The organism is Solibacillus sp. FSL W7-1472 (genome assembly GCF_037969775.1).
GTDB classification, from domain to species: Bacteria; Bacillota; Bacilli; order Bacillales_A; family Planococcaceae; genus Solibacillus; species Solibacillus silvestris.
On record NZ_CP150208.1, the window covers coordinates 2,940,174 to 2,955,512 of the forward strand.

The 15,339-nt window shown below is 40.0% G+C and carries 12 protein-coding genes; 2 read left to right on the forward strand and 10 right to left on the reverse strand.

Annotated elements, in window-relative coordinates; genetic code table 11:
• Positions 1–24: 24 nt before the first annotated feature.
• Positions 25–876 (reverse strand): DUF72 domain-containing protein, encoded by an 852-nt coding sequence (locus MKY07_RS14765; RefSeq protein WP_008408664.1) that lies wholly within the window; start codon positions 874–876, stop codon positions 25–27.
• 108 nt (positions 877–984) lie between these two features.
• Between MKY07_RS14765 and MKY07_RS14770 the strand changes: the two genes are divergently transcribed.
• A complete protein-coding gene (locus MKY07_RS14770) occupies positions 985–1,299 on the forward strand; it encodes a thioredoxin family protein (protein WP_008408666.1) in 315 nt (104 codons plus the stop codon).
• A 46-nt stretch (positions 1,300–1,345) separates the two neighbouring features.
• Here MKY07_RS14770 and MKY07_RS14775 read toward each other — a convergent pair whose 3' ends face one another.
• From MKY07_RS14775 to gltB, 8 genes are all read right to left on the reverse strand, one after another.
• Positions 1,346–1,489 (reverse strand): hypothetical protein, encoded by a 144-nt coding sequence (locus MKY07_RS14775; RefSeq protein WP_008408668.1) that lies wholly within the window; start codon positions 1,487–1,489, stop codon positions 1,346–1,348.
• Between the two features lie 187 nt (positions 1,490–1,676).
• Entirely contained in the window at positions 1,677–3,074 is a 1,398-nt protein-coding gene (gene sufB, locus MKY07_RS14780) for a Fe-S cluster assembly protein SufB (protein WP_008408669.1), read from the reverse strand.
• Between the two features lie 70 nt (positions 3,075–3,144).
• A complete protein-coding gene (gene sufU, locus MKY07_RS14785) occupies positions 3,145–3,585 on the reverse strand; it encodes a Fe-S cluster assembly sulfur transfer protein SufU (RefSeq protein WP_008408670.1) in 441 nt (146 codons plus the stop codon).
• Complete coding sequence (locus MKY07_RS14790; protein WP_008408671.1) at positions 3,575–4,804, reverse strand: cysteine desulfurase; 1,230 nt, start codon at positions 4,802–4,804, stop codon at positions 3,575–3,577. Before MKY07_RS14790 ends, sufU begins: the two co-directional genes overlap by 11 nt.
• Entirely contained in the window at positions 4,804–6,111 is a 1,308-nt protein-coding gene (gene sufD / locus MKY07_RS14795; RefSeq protein ID WP_008408672.1) for a Fe-S cluster assembly protein SufD, read from the reverse strand. Before sufD ends, MKY07_RS14790 begins: the two co-directional genes overlap by 1 nt.
• A gap of 18 nt (positions 6,112–6,129) precedes the next feature.
• On the reverse strand, positions 6,130–6,909 hold the full coding sequence (sufC, locus tag MKY07_RS14800) for a Fe-S cluster assembly ATPase SufC (RefSeq protein ID WP_008408673.1): 780 nt from the start codon (positions 6,907–6,909) through the stop codon (positions 6,130–6,132).
• A 315-nt stretch (positions 6,910–7,224) separates the two neighbouring features.
• Entirely contained in the window at positions 7,225–8,706 is a 1,482-nt protein-coding gene (gene gltD, locus MKY07_RS14805) for a glutamate synthase small subunit (protein ID WP_339262838.1), read from the reverse strand.
• A gap of 15 nt (positions 8,707–8,721) precedes the next feature.
• On the reverse strand, positions 8,722–13,242 hold the full coding sequence (gene gltB, locus MKY07_RS14810; RefSeq protein ID WP_339262840.1) for a glutamate synthase large subunit: 4,521 nt from the start codon (positions 13,240–13,242) through the stop codon (positions 8,722–8,724).
• A 118-nt stretch (positions 13,243–13,360) separates the two neighbouring features.
• Between gltB and MKY07_RS14815 the strand changes: the two genes are divergently transcribed.
• Positions 13,361–14,263, forward strand: coding sequence for a LysR family transcriptional regulator (locus MKY07_RS14815; RefSeq protein ID WP_008408676.1), 903 nt, complete (start codon positions 13,361–13,363; stop codon positions 14,261–14,263).
• A gap of 121 nt (positions 14,264–14,384) precedes the next feature.
• On the opposite strand, the gene MKY07_RS14820 is transcribed toward MKY07_RS14815, so the two are convergent.
• Positions 14,385–15,191: a MetQ/NlpA family ABC transporter substrate-binding protein gene (locus tag MKY07_RS14820; protein WP_087618370.1), complete on the reverse strand. Its 807-nt coding sequence runs from the start codon at positions 15,189–15,191 to the stop codon at positions 14,385–14,387.
• Positions 15,192–15,339: the final 148 nt, after the last annotated feature.

Here is a 15,339-nt window from a genome sequence, read left to right on the forward strand (position 1 = left end):
TTTGCATTGCCACCTCACTCTTCGTTATTCTTCAAAAAGACCTAATTGCTTTGGTGCTAAACCATCAAATTCAAGATCAAGAATTTGCTGCATTCGTTTTGCGTTTTTTGCGGCATGCCCTCCGGAATTATTATTAAATAATACGAAGACATGTTTTGATTGGCGAGCCAGAAATTTTATTTCTTCTGCAAGTTTTTGCAGTTCTTCTTCATTATAATCATATAAAAAACGTACTTTTCGCCAGTTCTCCCCATGGCCTATATTTCGCCAGCCATGTACATTGCGCCCATGGATACGTATGAGCACTTTCTCATCAGTAGCAATTGGAACAAAAGGGACCGAGCCGCTTCCTGCTTGCGGTTCATCACAGACTGTATGAATCAATTGATGGTCTCTTAAAAATTGCACTGTCTTCTCTCTCATTTGAGGGCTGTACCAAGTTTGATTGCGAAATTCAATAGCAATAGAATACCCTTGTAATTGTTGCTTTATATATCGGATATATTGAACATTTTTACCTTGGCAGTCAAACCAAGGAGGAAATTGAACAAGAACCATTGCAAGCTTACCATGCTTTTTAAATGTATCCGCACAATTCCGAAATGCGTTGAACATATCATTTTTCGTCTCAAATGGCAGTTCATCGCGTAAATGACCTGTCATGCCCTGATAAGCCTTCACGACAAATTGAAAAGTATCCGGGGTATCCTTGCACCATTTTTCAACATTTGCCGGTGATGGTATTGCATAAAAGGATGTATCTAATTCTACGACAGGGAAATGCCCGCTATAATCAAACAATTTATCTTTTGCGGCAGTAACTTCACTATATACTTCCGGGTGATCTCCCCAACCAGTTAAGCCGATTGAAATCATCGTTCTTCACCTCTCTAGCATTGTATAATACCTTACCCGTTTCGATGTTCATTCATTGCAAAACACTACATTTCCTATCATAATAATAGAAAAAAGGAGGACAAGTTTATGCATATTTTACAATCAACTGAGGAATTTGAGCAATTTAAAAGCAGTACAGCCGTAATTTTCGAATTTACAGCGGACTGGTGCGGGGATTGCCGTTTTATTGATCCGTTTATGCCGGAAGTTGTAGAAAAATTCCCGGAGTATACATTTGTTAAAGTAGACCGCGATAAGTTTTTAGATTTATGTATTGATTTAGGAATTATCGGCATTCCTAGCTTTTTAGCTTATGAAAACGGCATCGAGCTTGGACGTTTCGTCAGCAAAGACCGTAAAACTCAACAGGAAATTGAAAGTTTTATTTCTAATTTAAAATAGAAAAAAGCTTCAAACGCATTAATAGTCGTTTGAAGCTATTTTAATATTATTTAATAATACCTTCATGCTCTTCATTTTTCATAACCTTACCGTTCTTCTTTTCCCCTAAAGCCCAAAAAGTGAGTACTACCGCAACTACCACTACAGTACCAGGAACCCCTAAAGCTATTGGCCAAAATAAGTTATCCATTTTGTCGCTCCTTTATATCATTCTCTAAATCCATTATTCCATCTAATACAATTATTGTAAATGAATACTCCACGCTTTCTGAAATCTTTCTAGTAAACCTTTATATTTCTTCACGAATTCAACACAATTATATACAAAAAAAGCACCTGACTCCAACTTAGGTTGGAGACAAGTGCCTCATAGATTATTATCCGATTGAACCTTCCATCTCGAACTTGATTAGACGGTTCATTTCTACTGCGTATTCCATTGGTAATTCTTTTGTGAAAGGCTCGATGAAGCCCATTACGATCATTTCTGTCGCTTCTTCTTCAGAAACACCACGGCTCATTAAGTAGAATAATTGCTCTTCAGATACTTTTGAAACTTTCGCTTCGTGCTCTAAAGATACATTATCATTTAAGATTTCGTTGTATGGAATTGTATCAGAAGTAGATTCGTTATCCATGATTAATGTGTCACATTCGATATTCGAACGTGCACCTTTTGCATTTTTACCGAATTTTACTTGACCCATGTAAGTTACTTTACCACCTTGCTTAGCAATCGATTTAGAAACGATTGTTGAAGATGTGTTTGGTGCTAAGTGAATCATTTTCGCACCAGCGTGTTGGTGTTGGCCTTTACCTGCAATGGCAATTGATAATGTCATACCACGTGCACCTTCACCTTTAAGAATACAAGCAGGGTATTTCATCGTTAATTTTGAACCGATGTTACCGTCGATCCATTCCATTGTACCGTTTTCTTCAACAACTGTACGTTTTGTAACAAGGTTATAAACGTTGTTTGCCCAGTTTTGAATCGTTGTGTAACGGCAGTAAGCGTTCTTTTTAACGATGATTTCTACTACAGCGGAGTGTAGAGAGTTTGTTGTGTAAACAGGCGCTGTACAACCTTCTACGTAGTGTACAGAAGCATCTTCGTCTACGATGATTAGCGTACGCTCGAATTGACCCATGTTTTCAGAGTTAATACGGAAGTATGCTTGTAATGGTGTGTCTAATTTAACGCCTTTAGGCATATAAATAAATGAACCACCAGACCAAACTGCAGAGTTTAATGCTGCGAATTTGTTATCTGTATAAGGGATTACTGTACCCCAGTGTTTTTTGAAGATTTCTTCGTTTTCTTTTAATGCTGAGTCAGTATCTTTGAAGACAATCCCTAAATCTGTAAGGTCTTGCTTCATATTGTGGTAAACTACTTCAGATTCATACTGAGCAGATACACCTGCAAGATATTTTTGTTCAGCTTCCGGAATACCTAATTTATCGAATGTCGCTTTGATTTCTTCAGGTACTTCATCCCAAGAACGTTCTGTTGCTTCAGATGGTTTTACGTAATACGTAATTTCATCGAAGTTTAATGATGCAAGGTCACCACCCCATTGTGGCATTGGCATTTCATAGAATTTTTCAAGAGCTTTTAAGCGGTAGTCAAGCATCCACTGTGGCTCTTCCTTCATACTTGAGATTTCACGAACGATATCTGCTGTTAGTCCACGTTCAGAACGGAAAATTGATACGTCCTTATCATGGAAGCCATACTTGTAATCGCCGATTTCAGGCATTTTTTTAGCCATGTTGTCTCCTCCGTTCATCTAATGAGAAGTGCTAAAATGTGCATGACACACACTTTAGCCTTACTACTATTTATTTCTTTTCGTTGTTAACGCCTTTTTCCATTGCTTTCCAAGCTAATGTAGCGCATTTAATACGTGCCGGGAATTTTGCAACACCTTGCAGTGCTTCGACATCCCCAAGATCATATTTTTCATCGTCAAAGTCTTCGCCCAGCATCATTTTCGAGAAAATATCCGCCAATTCCAAAGCTTCGTCCAATTTTTTGCCTTTAACGATTTGAGTCATCATCGATGCTGAAGACATGGAGATTGAACAGCCTTCTCCATCGAACTTTGCATCTTCCACGACACCATCGTTCAGCTTCAATGTTAAATGGATACGGTCACCGCAAGTAGGGTTATTCATATCGATTGTCACACTATTTTCTTCAAGAGCCCCTTTGTTACGAGGGTTTTTATAATGATCCATTATTACGGAACGATAAAGTTGATCTAAATTATTAAAAGACATCGCCAAAATACTCCTTCGCTGAGCGCAATCCTGCAACTAAACGATCAACATCTTCTTCATCATTGTACATGTAGAAGCTTGCTCGAGCTGTTGCTGTTACTTGAAGCCATTTCATTAAAGGTTGGGCGCAATGATGTCCCGCACGAACTGCGATGCCACTCATATCCAATACTGTCGCTACATCGTGAGGATGCACGTCATCAAGATTGAATGTCACGACTCCGCAACGTTTCATCGGGTCACGTGGACCAAAAATCTGAAGACCATCAATCGTTTCCAATTGATCCATTGCATAGCCTGCCAACTTATGTTCATGCGCTGCAATATTGTCTAAACCGATTTCCTCTAAAAAGTCGATTGCAGCACCTAAGCCTATTGCACTTGCAATAATTGGTGTGCCGCCCTCGAATTTCCACGGTAACTCTTTCCATGTTGATTCATATAAACCTACGAAATCAATCATTTCTCCGCCAAACTCTACTGGTTCCATTTCTTCAAGAAGCGCTTTTTTACCATATAGTACCCCAATACCAGTAGGGCCACACATTTTATGTCCTGAAAATGCCGCAAAGTCAACATCCAAATCTTGAATATCTACCTTCAAATGCGGAGCTGCCTGCGCTAAATCCGCAACAATTACCGCGCCATTTTCATGAGCAATTTGTGCAACTTCTTTAATCGGGTTAATTGTACCTAATACGTTCGAAACATACATCATAGAAACAATTTTCGTTTTTGGCGTTATTGTTTCACGTACTTTTTCTAATGAAATTGTACCGTCTGCCTCCAGGTCGATATATTTCAATACCGCCCCTTTTTCTTTTGCAAGCTGTTGCCATGGAATAATGTTTGAATGGTGTTCCATGTACGTAATGACAATCTCATCACCTTCTTGCACATTTTGACGACCATAGCCTGCAGCAACCGTATTAAGTGCTGTTGTTGTACCACGAGTGAAAATTACTTCTTGTGTTGAACTAGCATTAATGAATTTACGAACTTTTTCACGCGCACCTTCATAAGAATCCGTTGCACGATTTCCAAGTGTATGCACACCTCGGTGAACATTTGAGTTATCTAAATTATAGTAATTTGTGATTGCTTCAATTACTTGAATCGGCTTTTGAGATGTAGCCGCACTATCCAAATAAACTAAAGGATGTCCATTGACTTCCTGATTTAAAATTGGAAAATAACTTTTAATATCATTAGGTATCATTATCGAACTTTCCTTTCGATAACCTCCGTCAGCTGCTTTTTAACGCCTTCGATTGGCAATTTAGCAACAACTGGCGCAAGGAATCCGTGAATTACAAGGCGCTCTGCTTCTGCTTTAGAAATACCACGACTCATTAAGTAGTAAAGTTGAGTTGGGTCAACGCGTCCAACAGATGCAGCGTGTCCTGCTGTTACATCGTCTTCATCAATTAAAAGAATTGGGTTTGCGTCACCGCGTGCGCCTTCAGAAAGCATAAGTACGCGAGACTCTTGTTCTGCATTTGCTTTTGTACCACCATGCATAATATGACCGATTCCATTAAAGATTGACTGTGCTGAATCTTTCATTACACCGTGTTTTAAAATTTGACCGTCGGAATTTTTACCCCATTGACGGATTAATGTTGTGAAGTTAAGTTTTTGATCTCCGCTACCTACAGTTACCATTTTGAAATCTGAAGTAGAGTTATCGCCAATTAAGTTCGTTGTATTTTCATAAATTGTATCTGAGTTTGTCATTAAACCTAATGCCCAGTCAATTTTTGCGTCGCGCTGTACATGTCCACGGCGGTTTACATAAGCAGTATAGCCATGAGCCAAGTTGTCTACTGCACCGAATGTTACTTGTGCATTATCTTTTGCGATTACTTCTGTAACAACGTTTACTTGACCATGTGCTTCGTCAAATGTAGAAATATAAGTTTCAACATAAGTTACAGCCGAAGATTCTTCAGCTACTACTAACACGTGGTTAAATAATGAAGCTTCTGCATTGTCATTTAAAAATACAACTTGAAGAGGTGCTTCAATTACAACGTTGCGTGGAACGTATACGAAAATACCACCATTTACTAGTGCTGCATGGTAAGCCGTTAATTTATGCTCATCCACTTTTACAGCAGTTGTCATAAAGTATTTTTCCACTAAATCTTTATGATCGCGGATTGCTGTTTGGATATCTGTGAAAATTACACCTTTGTTTTTCAGTTCATCTGAAATTTTAATAAACGCTGGTGTGTTGTTGCGTTGGATATACAGGTTTTCTTGTGTTTCAGTATCTACTACTGATTTCACCTCTACAGGTAGCTCTTCCAAAGAATTGAATGGAGCACTTTCTACTGTATGGTTTGCGAAATCAATGAAGTTCCACTTGTTAATGTTCGTTCTGTCTGGTTTTGGTAAGTCAAGCGCAGCAGCTTTTTCCATTGCGCTCACACGGAAATCAGCAAATGATGCTGGTTCAGCATGTTTTTGCGAGAACGAGCGTACTTCTTCTGCTGATAACGCTAATTTTGTTTCAACCGTCATCTTCGTCGTCCTCCTTTATTATGCTTCTGTTACTTCTTCTGTATCTTCAATACCTAGTTCAGCTTTAATCCACTCATAACCTTCTGCTTCAAGGCGTTGTGCTAATTCAGCACCACCTGATTTTACAACTTTACCTTGCATCATTACGTGAACATGGTCAGGTGTGATGTAGTTTAATAAACGTTGGTAGTGAGTGATCATTAAGCAGCCAAAGCCTTCGCCGCGCATTTCGTTAATACCTTTAGAAACTACTTTTAATGCATCGATATCTAAACCAGAGTCGATTTCATCTAAAATACCGAAAGTTGGTTTGATCATCATCATTTGTAGAATTTCGTTACGCTTTTTCTCACCACCAGAGAAACCTTCATTTAAGTAACGTTGTGACATTTCTTCAGGCATTTCCAGGAATTCCATTGTTTTATCTAATTCACGGATGAATTTCATTAATGAGATTTCTTGTCCTTCTTCACGACGAGCGTTAATCGCTGAACGTAAGAAGTCTGCGTTTGTTACACCAGGAATTTCAGATGGATATTGCATAGCAAGGAATAAACCAGCTTGTGCACGCTCATCTACTTCCATTTCTAATACGTTTTCGCCATCAAGGTAGATTTCGCCTGATGTTACTTCATATTTTGGGTGACCCATAATTGCAGAAGCTAATGTCGATTTACCAGTACCGTTAGGACCCATGATCGCATGTACTTCGTTTGTATTGATAGTAAGATTTACACCTTTTAAAATCTCTTTTCCGTCGATTTCAACGTGAAGATCTTTAATTTCTAATGTTGACATTAAATTACCTCCAAATATTCATTTGCATACTTTCTGTACGCCAAATTAAGTTCATTACCAATCTTACCCGAAATGAATGTTGGTTGCAAATAGTTTAGAATGATTTTAATTAAAAAATGTCTATCATTCTTGTAAAACGCTTTACTGCAGTTTATTTCTACTATTTAAATAGTAATAATTCAGCTTTCCATTTTTTCAATAGCAATCCATTAATTGAGAATCAATTTCACTTATTGAAATGGTTGATTCTTCTTTTCTCCAAAAAAATATATAAAACACCATTCTGCTTTCAAAATGGTGTTTTATATCATCCTATTAATTTTTTACTATCATTTCATTTAAATAATAATGAACACTAGCAGCAACTCCGCGTCCTTCTTTAATCGCCCAAACGACAAGACTTTGGCCACGGCGTGCATCACCGGCAGCAAATACGCCTGAAATATTTGTTTCATAGTCTTTAACCGATGCACGGATGCGGTTATTCGTTAGTTCTACTCCGAAATGTCCAGGTGTTTCTTTTTCGGCACCTTCAAAGCCGATTGCGACAAATACATGCTGCGCCGGCCATACTTTTTCAGTTCCAGGCAATTCTTTAAAGTAATGAAAGCCATCTTCGCCCAGAATTTTTTCCATTTGAATAGTATGAAGCGCTTTTACATTCCCCTTACTATCTTTCTCTATTTTCGTAGTTTGAATACAATATTCTCGCGGATCACGGCCAAATTTCGCATCAGCTTCGGCATAAGCATAATCCATTGTATAAATGTTCGGATCTTTTGGCCACATTGTTTCATCTGTACGTGTTGTGGCTTGTTGCGGATGCTTCCCAAATTGGTATACAGATCGGCATTTTTGGCGAAGTGCTGTTGCTACACAGTCAGCACCTGTATCTCCGCCACCAATTACGATGACATCCTTCCCTTCCACATTTAACGCCTGATTATCCGCAAAGTCGGAATCCAGCAGGCTTTTCGTAACATCCGTTAAATAATCCATTGCTAAATGAATGTTGCCAGCATCGCTTCCTTCTAAATGAAGTACTCTTTGTTTTTGTGCTCCCGTACATAAAATAACAGCATCAAAATCAGCTTGTAATTGCTCCTTCGTTATATCTTTTCCGATTTCTGTGTTGGGCACAAAATCGATTCCTTCTAATGATAATAAATGGACACGTCTTTCAATCACATCTTTTTCAAGCTTCATATTCGGGATTCCGTACATTAATAATCCGCCAAATCGGTCGGAACGTTCGAACACCGTTACTGAATGACCTAGTTGGTTCAGTTGGTCTGCTGCTGCTAAACCTGCAGGACCCGAGCCAACAATCGCCACTTTAAAGCCCGTACGCGATGCAGGGATACGTGGTTTGATCCAGCCATTTTCAAATCCTTTATCAATGATCGTACGTTCAATCGATTTAATCGCGACAGCCGGATCCGTAATGGCAAGTGTACACGACCCTTCACATGGAGCAGGGCAAACACGGCCAGTAAATTCAGGGAAATTATTCGTCATATGCAAACGTTCCAACGCTTCTTGCCATTTCCCTTTATAGACTAAGTCATTCCATTCAGGGATGACATTTTGAATCGGACACCCTGCTGCAGTACCGCGAATTTCAATCCCCATATGACAAAATGGCGTTCCACAATCCATACAGCGTGCACCTTGTGTCTGTAATTTTTCATCAGATAGCCTGCTTGCATATTCGCCCCAATTTGAAAGTCGCTCTAGTGGTCGTTGCTCCTGAACTTTCTCTCGTTTAAATTCCATAAAACCCGTTGCTTTTCCCATACTAGAAACCCCCTCTTATTTTGTGCTCACAAGCTTTTTCTGACTAGTCGTCACTTCCGTAAATGCCTGCATTGCTGCATCGTCTTTTGTAGAACCAGTTGCAGTGTAGTGGTTTATTTTATCAACCATAATTTTATAATCTGTTGGCACAACTTTAACGAATTTTGGAACAAACTGCTCCCACTTTGCTAAAACGTCCAATGCGTAGGAACTATCCGTTTCTTCCAAATGCTGAATAATTAATTGGCGGACAGATTCAATTTCCGCTGGGTCTGTCAGTTTTTCAAAGTGAATCATTTCCGTATTGCACTGCGCTTTGAACTTTTCCCCATCACTCGGCAGAATATAGCCGATACCACCGGACATTCCGGCACCAAAGTTTTGACCGACATCCCCTAATATAACGATTTTACCGCCTGTCATATACTCACATCCGTGATCCCCAATTCCTTCAACAACGATTTCAGCACCTGAATTACGAACACCGAATCGATGGCCAGCACGCCCATTAATAAATGCCTTACCGCTCGTTGCTCCATATAAACAAACATTTCCGGCGATAACGTTTTTCTCCTGTTCGCCTTTAATCGGTGCAATCGCTGTCACTTTTCCTCCTGACAATCCTTTACCAAAGTAATCATTGACATCCCCAACTACACGCATCGACATTCCTCTTGGGATAAAGGCGCCAAAACTTTGACCAGCATGGCCTGTAAACGTTAAGTTAATTGTGTTATCCGGCAGACCTGCTTCACCGTATTTCCGGGAAATTTCACTGCCGACAATCGTTCCCATTACTCGATCTGTATTTTTAATCGAATAATTTAACTCGATTCGCTCGTTTCCTTCGATTGCCTTTGAAACTTGCGGTAATAACTCTTGTAAATCAAAACTTCCCTCAATATTATGATTTTGCTGATGCTGTTTAGTGCGTGTTCCTTGGATTTGATGAAGCAGTGCCGTTAAATCGAGCTGACTTGCTTTCCAATGTTTTGCTGTGCGATCTGAAATTTGCAAAACATCTGTACGACCTACCATCTCTTCCACAGTACGGAATCCTAGAATACTCATATATTCGCGCATTTCTTCAGCGACAAAACGCATATAATTGACGACATGATCAGCTGATCCCATAAATTTCGCACGGAGTTCCGGGTTTTGCGTTGCTACACCTACCGGACAAGTATCCAGATGACAGGCACGCATCATGACACAGCCTAATACGATTAACGGTGCAGTCGCAAAACCGAATTCCTCTGCCCCTAAAAGTGCTGCCATCACGACATCTTTTCCCGTCATGAGCTTGCCATCCGTTTCCAATGTCACTCGGTCTCGAAGTCCATTGAGCATCAATGTTTGATGCGCTTCCGCTAAACCAAGCTCCCACGGTAAGCCCGTATGCTTAATCGAAGTTTTCGGCGATGCCCCTGTACCTCCGTCATAGCCAGAAATGACGATGACGTCCGCTGCACCTTTTGCAACACCTGCAGCAATTGTACCAACACCCGCTTTTGCTACGAGTTTCACAGAAATTCTTGCATGACGGTTTGCATTTTTTAAATCATGAATTAACTGAGCCATATCCTCGATTGAGTATATGTCGTGATGCGGCGGTGGTGATATTAAACCAACCCCAGGAGTGGAACCGCGCACATCTGCTACCCAAGGATAAACTTTATTGCCAGGCAGTTGCCCGCCTTCCCCTGGTTTCGCCCCTTGCGCCATTTTAATTTGCAGCTCATCGGCATTCACTAAATAATGCGATTTCACACCAAATCGTCCTGATGCAATTTGTTTTATTGCACTGCGCTTGTTATCACCATTTGGTTCGATTGTAAAGCGGGCCGGATCTTCCCCACCTTCACCTGAATTCGAACGTGCACCTAGACGGTTCATCGCTACCGCCAATGTTTCATGCGCTTCTTTCGATAACGAACCAAATGACATGGCCCCTGATTTAAATCGTTTTACGATGGAATCCACTGATTCAATTTCTTCCATAGGGATTCGGCGTTCATTCTTTTTAAAGTCGAATAGATTACGTAAAAATCCAATTCGTTCTTCATTAGCCATTTCTGCATACATCCGGTACAATCCAAAATCATTTTTACGAGTCGCCCATTGGAGTGTATGGATAGTTTTCGGATTAAACGCATGATGCTCTCCGTCCGCACGCCATTGGAAATCCGAACCTGATTGCAGTTGGGCTGACATCGATTGCATCGCTTCCTCATGGCGGCGTTTTGCTTCTTCTCCGATTGTCTGTAAGTCAATGCCGTCAATTTGTGAAGCCGTACCTGTGAAATACTCGTCGATCACTTCTTTTGAAATCCCGACTGCCTCGAACACTTGGGCACCGCGATAAGATTGAACTGTTGAAATTCCCATCTTCGACATCACTTTAACGACACCATCCGCTGCACCTTTTCGGAATTTTTGAATCGCTTTTTCAAACGGTACAGATAAATGACCATTTTCAATTGCCTCATGAATTGTTGCATATGCTAAGTACGGGTGAATGGCGTCAACACCGAAGCCGATCAATGCAACAAAATGATGAACTTCCCGAACTTCCGCACTGTTCACAATAATGCTCGCCTTCGTACGTAGACCGATTCGCACTAAATATTGATGGATTGTACTCGCTGCTAGAAGAACGGGCATTGTTAACTGCTTAGCATCATCCATATAGTCAGACAGTACAATAATTGTCTTACCTCCAAAAATAGCAGCTTCCGCTTCCGTTTTGATTCGGTTAAGTTCACTTTCTAAATTTTCGGTAAATTTTAATGAGATTTCCGCTACTTCAAAATGTTCTTCGTTATTATTTACAATCTGCTCATATTCTGCAGTCGTTAACACCGGCGTTTTCAGCAGGAGGCGACGTGCATTTTGCGCATTCGGCTGTAATAAATCACCTTCCGCTCCAAGCAACGTCATTGTCGATGTCACGACATGTTCGCGAATAGAATCAATCGGCGGGTTTGTCACTTGTGCAAACAGCTGCTTAAAGTAATTAAATAATGATTGTGGTCTATCTGAAAGAACAGCTAATGGGGTATCATTCCCCATCGAGCCAAGCGGATCTTTTCCTTCATTTGCAAGAGGTACAATATATTTTTGTACATCCTCAAATGTATAACCGTGAATTTTCTGGCGTAATGTCAGCTCATTTATTTCAGGTAACTGCTCACTCTTCGATTCAAGTTTGATCATATTTTCTTCCAGCCATGCTGCATAAGGTTTTTCTGCTGCAACTTCGGATTTCAGCTCCGCATCCGAAATAATTTTCCCCTGCTCTAAATCAATCAACAGCATACGACTTGGACTTAATCGGTCTTTATAAAGAATGTCTTCTTCAGCATAATCGACAACCCCTGTTTCGGAAGAGAAAATAACATGATCGTCTTTCGTCACATAAAGTCTTCCTGGACGCAAGCCGTTACGGTCTAAAATGGCCCCAATCTGTTTGCCGTCCGTGAAGCAAATAGCAGTCGGTCCATCCCACGGTTCCATCAAACTTGCATGATATTGATAAAACGCTTTACGGTCTTCATCAATGCGCGGATTTTCTGTCCACGGTTCCGGAATCATCATCATCGCTGTCTCAGCCGGTGAACGTCCAGCCAATACAAAAAATTCAAATGCGTTATCAAGCATTGAAGAATCAGATCCCGTTGTATCGATTATCGGTAAAAGTTTTTCAAGGTCCTCTCCAAACGCTTCAGATACGAACTGTTGCTCACGTGCACGCATCCAGTTAATATTGCCACGCAATGTGTTAATCTCCCCATTATGGATAATATAGCGATTCGGATGGGCCCGTTTCCAAGATGGAAATGTATTCGTCGAGTAACGTGAATGCACGAGTGCCAATGCGGATACGAAGCTTTTGTCCTGCAGATCCACATAAAATTCACTTACTTCTTCTGGTGAAAGCAATCCTTTAAATACAATCGTCTGACTTGAAAGACTTGGAATATACAATTCGTACTGATGCTCTGTCGCCCAATGTTCGAGCTGTTTGCTAATGACATACAGTTTTCGTTCGAAAGCCTTATTGTCGTTTTCGTTTGAACGAATAAATACTTGGCGAACAACAGGGGCAGTCGATTTAGCAATATCACTTAAATTTTCTTTATTTGTCGGAGCAGTTCGCCAGCCGATCAGTTGCTGATTTTCCTGTCCAATTAATTCATTCATCTTTTCTTCAATTTTTTGGCGTTCGTTTTCATTTTCCGTGAAAAAAATTTGTCCTACACCATATTCACCCATTTCAGGTAAATTAAGTTCCGCGCAGTTTTGTTGAAAGAAAGCATGTGGGATTTGAACTAACAGCCCTGCTCCATCACCTGTCTTGCCATCTCCGCCACGTCCAGCACGGTGTTCTAAACGACATAACATTTCTAGCCCTTTTTTTACAATCTGATGTGAAGGTATTCCTTTTATATTTGCATACATGCCAATTCCGCATGCGTCATGTTCAAATTCAGGATTATATAACCCTTGCGCTTCTGGTAACTGATGAAAACTCATATCCATTCCCCCTCATTCTTTCAATACCGTATTTACATTTTAAAGTTTTCGAAATAATATAAACAATATATAGTTTGGATATAAACAATCTACTTTTTAGATGAATGGGGTGGAAATAGTGGAATTAAGACAGTTACGTTACTTTGTAGAGGTGGCAGAACGCGAGCATATTTCTGAAGCTGCGGAGCATTTACACGTTGCCCAGTCTGCAATCAGCCGACAAATTGCCAACTTGGAAGAAGAACTTGGAACACCGCTTTTTGAACGAATCGGGCGTAACGTAAAGTTGACGCCAGTTGGGAAGATTTTTTTGGAACATTGTATTACCGCACTCAAGGGAATTGATTTTGCTGCAAAGCAGGTAGAAGAATATTTAGACCCGGCAAAAGGTACGATTAAAATAGGTTTCCCTACAAGTTTGGCAAGCTATGTATTGCCGACTGTCATTTCTGCATTTAAAAAAGAATACCCGGAAATTTCTTTTCATCTACGCCAAGGGTCCTATAAATATTTGATTGATGCAGTCAAAAATCGCGAGCTGAATTTAGCTTTGCTTGGACCATTACCACCAAAAGACGAAGCAATCAATACAACAGTGCTGTTCAGCGAAAACATCCATGCTTTGTTGCCCGCAACACACCCACTAGCGAAAAAAGAATCGATTAACCTTGTTGATTTGCGTCATGATCAATTTGTACTCTTTCCTGAAGGTTATATTTTAAACAAAGTTGCCGTTGATGCATGCCGCTCTGTAGGCTTTATGCCGAATATCACTACCGAGGGAGAAGATATGGATGCATTAAAAGGGCTTGTGGCTGCAGGAATAGGTGTGACACTTTTACCGGAAAGTTCACTCTATGATTCAACACCGCGCATGACCGTCAAAGTGCCGATCACCATACCTAATATAAGACGTACAGTCGGCATTATTGCACCAACATCAAGAGATCTTGCCCCATCCGAACAAGTATTTGTCGACTTTATATCAAATTTTTATTCACGATTAACACGATTCCAATAAAAGACTTGGATAGAAGTAGAAGCTTCATTAGATATGGAGAAATCCCATTTTAGGAAAGATAATTTTATGAAACGAAAAAACCATTTTCTCCCCAATGGAGAAAATGGTTTTTGAATTATTTTTATTCGCCTGAAACTGGTACTACAGAGCCGCCCCACTCTTCGACGATAAAGTCTTGAACTTCTTTCGAGCGTAATGCATCTACTAATGCTTTAATTTCTTTTGAATCTTCATCGCCAGATTTTACTGCAATGATATTTACATAAGGAGATTCACTAGACTCGATTGCGATTGAATCTTCCAATGGGTTAATGCCGTTATCGATTGCGAAGTTTGAGTTGATCAATACCGCATCGCCTTCTTCATTTTCGTACATTTGCACTAATAATTCAGCTGCAGTGTTTGCATCGAATTCGAAGTTTTTCGGATTATCTACGATGTCTTTTATTTCTGCTTTTGTTTTATCAATACCTTCTGCTAGCGTAATTAAACCTTGTGCTTCAAGTAATGAAAGCATACGTCCATGGTCTGCCACTGAGTTAGAAAGTAAAATCGTTGCACCTTCAGGAAGTTCTTCTAAAGATGAATATTTTTTTGAGTAAATACCGATTGGCTCGATGTGAATACCGCCAGCATTTGCAAAGTCATAATCGAAATCTGCTTTTTGTGCTTCGAAGTATGGAATGTGCTGGAAGTAGTTCGCATCTAGATCACCGTTATCTAAATCTTGGTTTGGAAGTACATAATCTGTATAAGTTTCGATTTCAAGCTCAATACCTTGTTCCTCTAATATCGGTTTAACTTTTTCAAGGATAACTGCGTGTGGTGTATTCGATGCACCAACTACTAATTTTTCATCTTCTCCTCCACATGCTGCTAATGCAAGTACTGAAGCTCCTAAAATAACGCTTGATAATAACTTTTTCATTTGTTTTACCTACCCTTTTTTATTAGTTTGTTTTCGGCCCATCGAAACTTTTTCTATATTCTGATTATTTTTCGGATAGACGCGCACTTTTATAAAAGTTTGCGTCCATATTGTTTCGATGCACCAATATTTATAATTACGGCCTTAC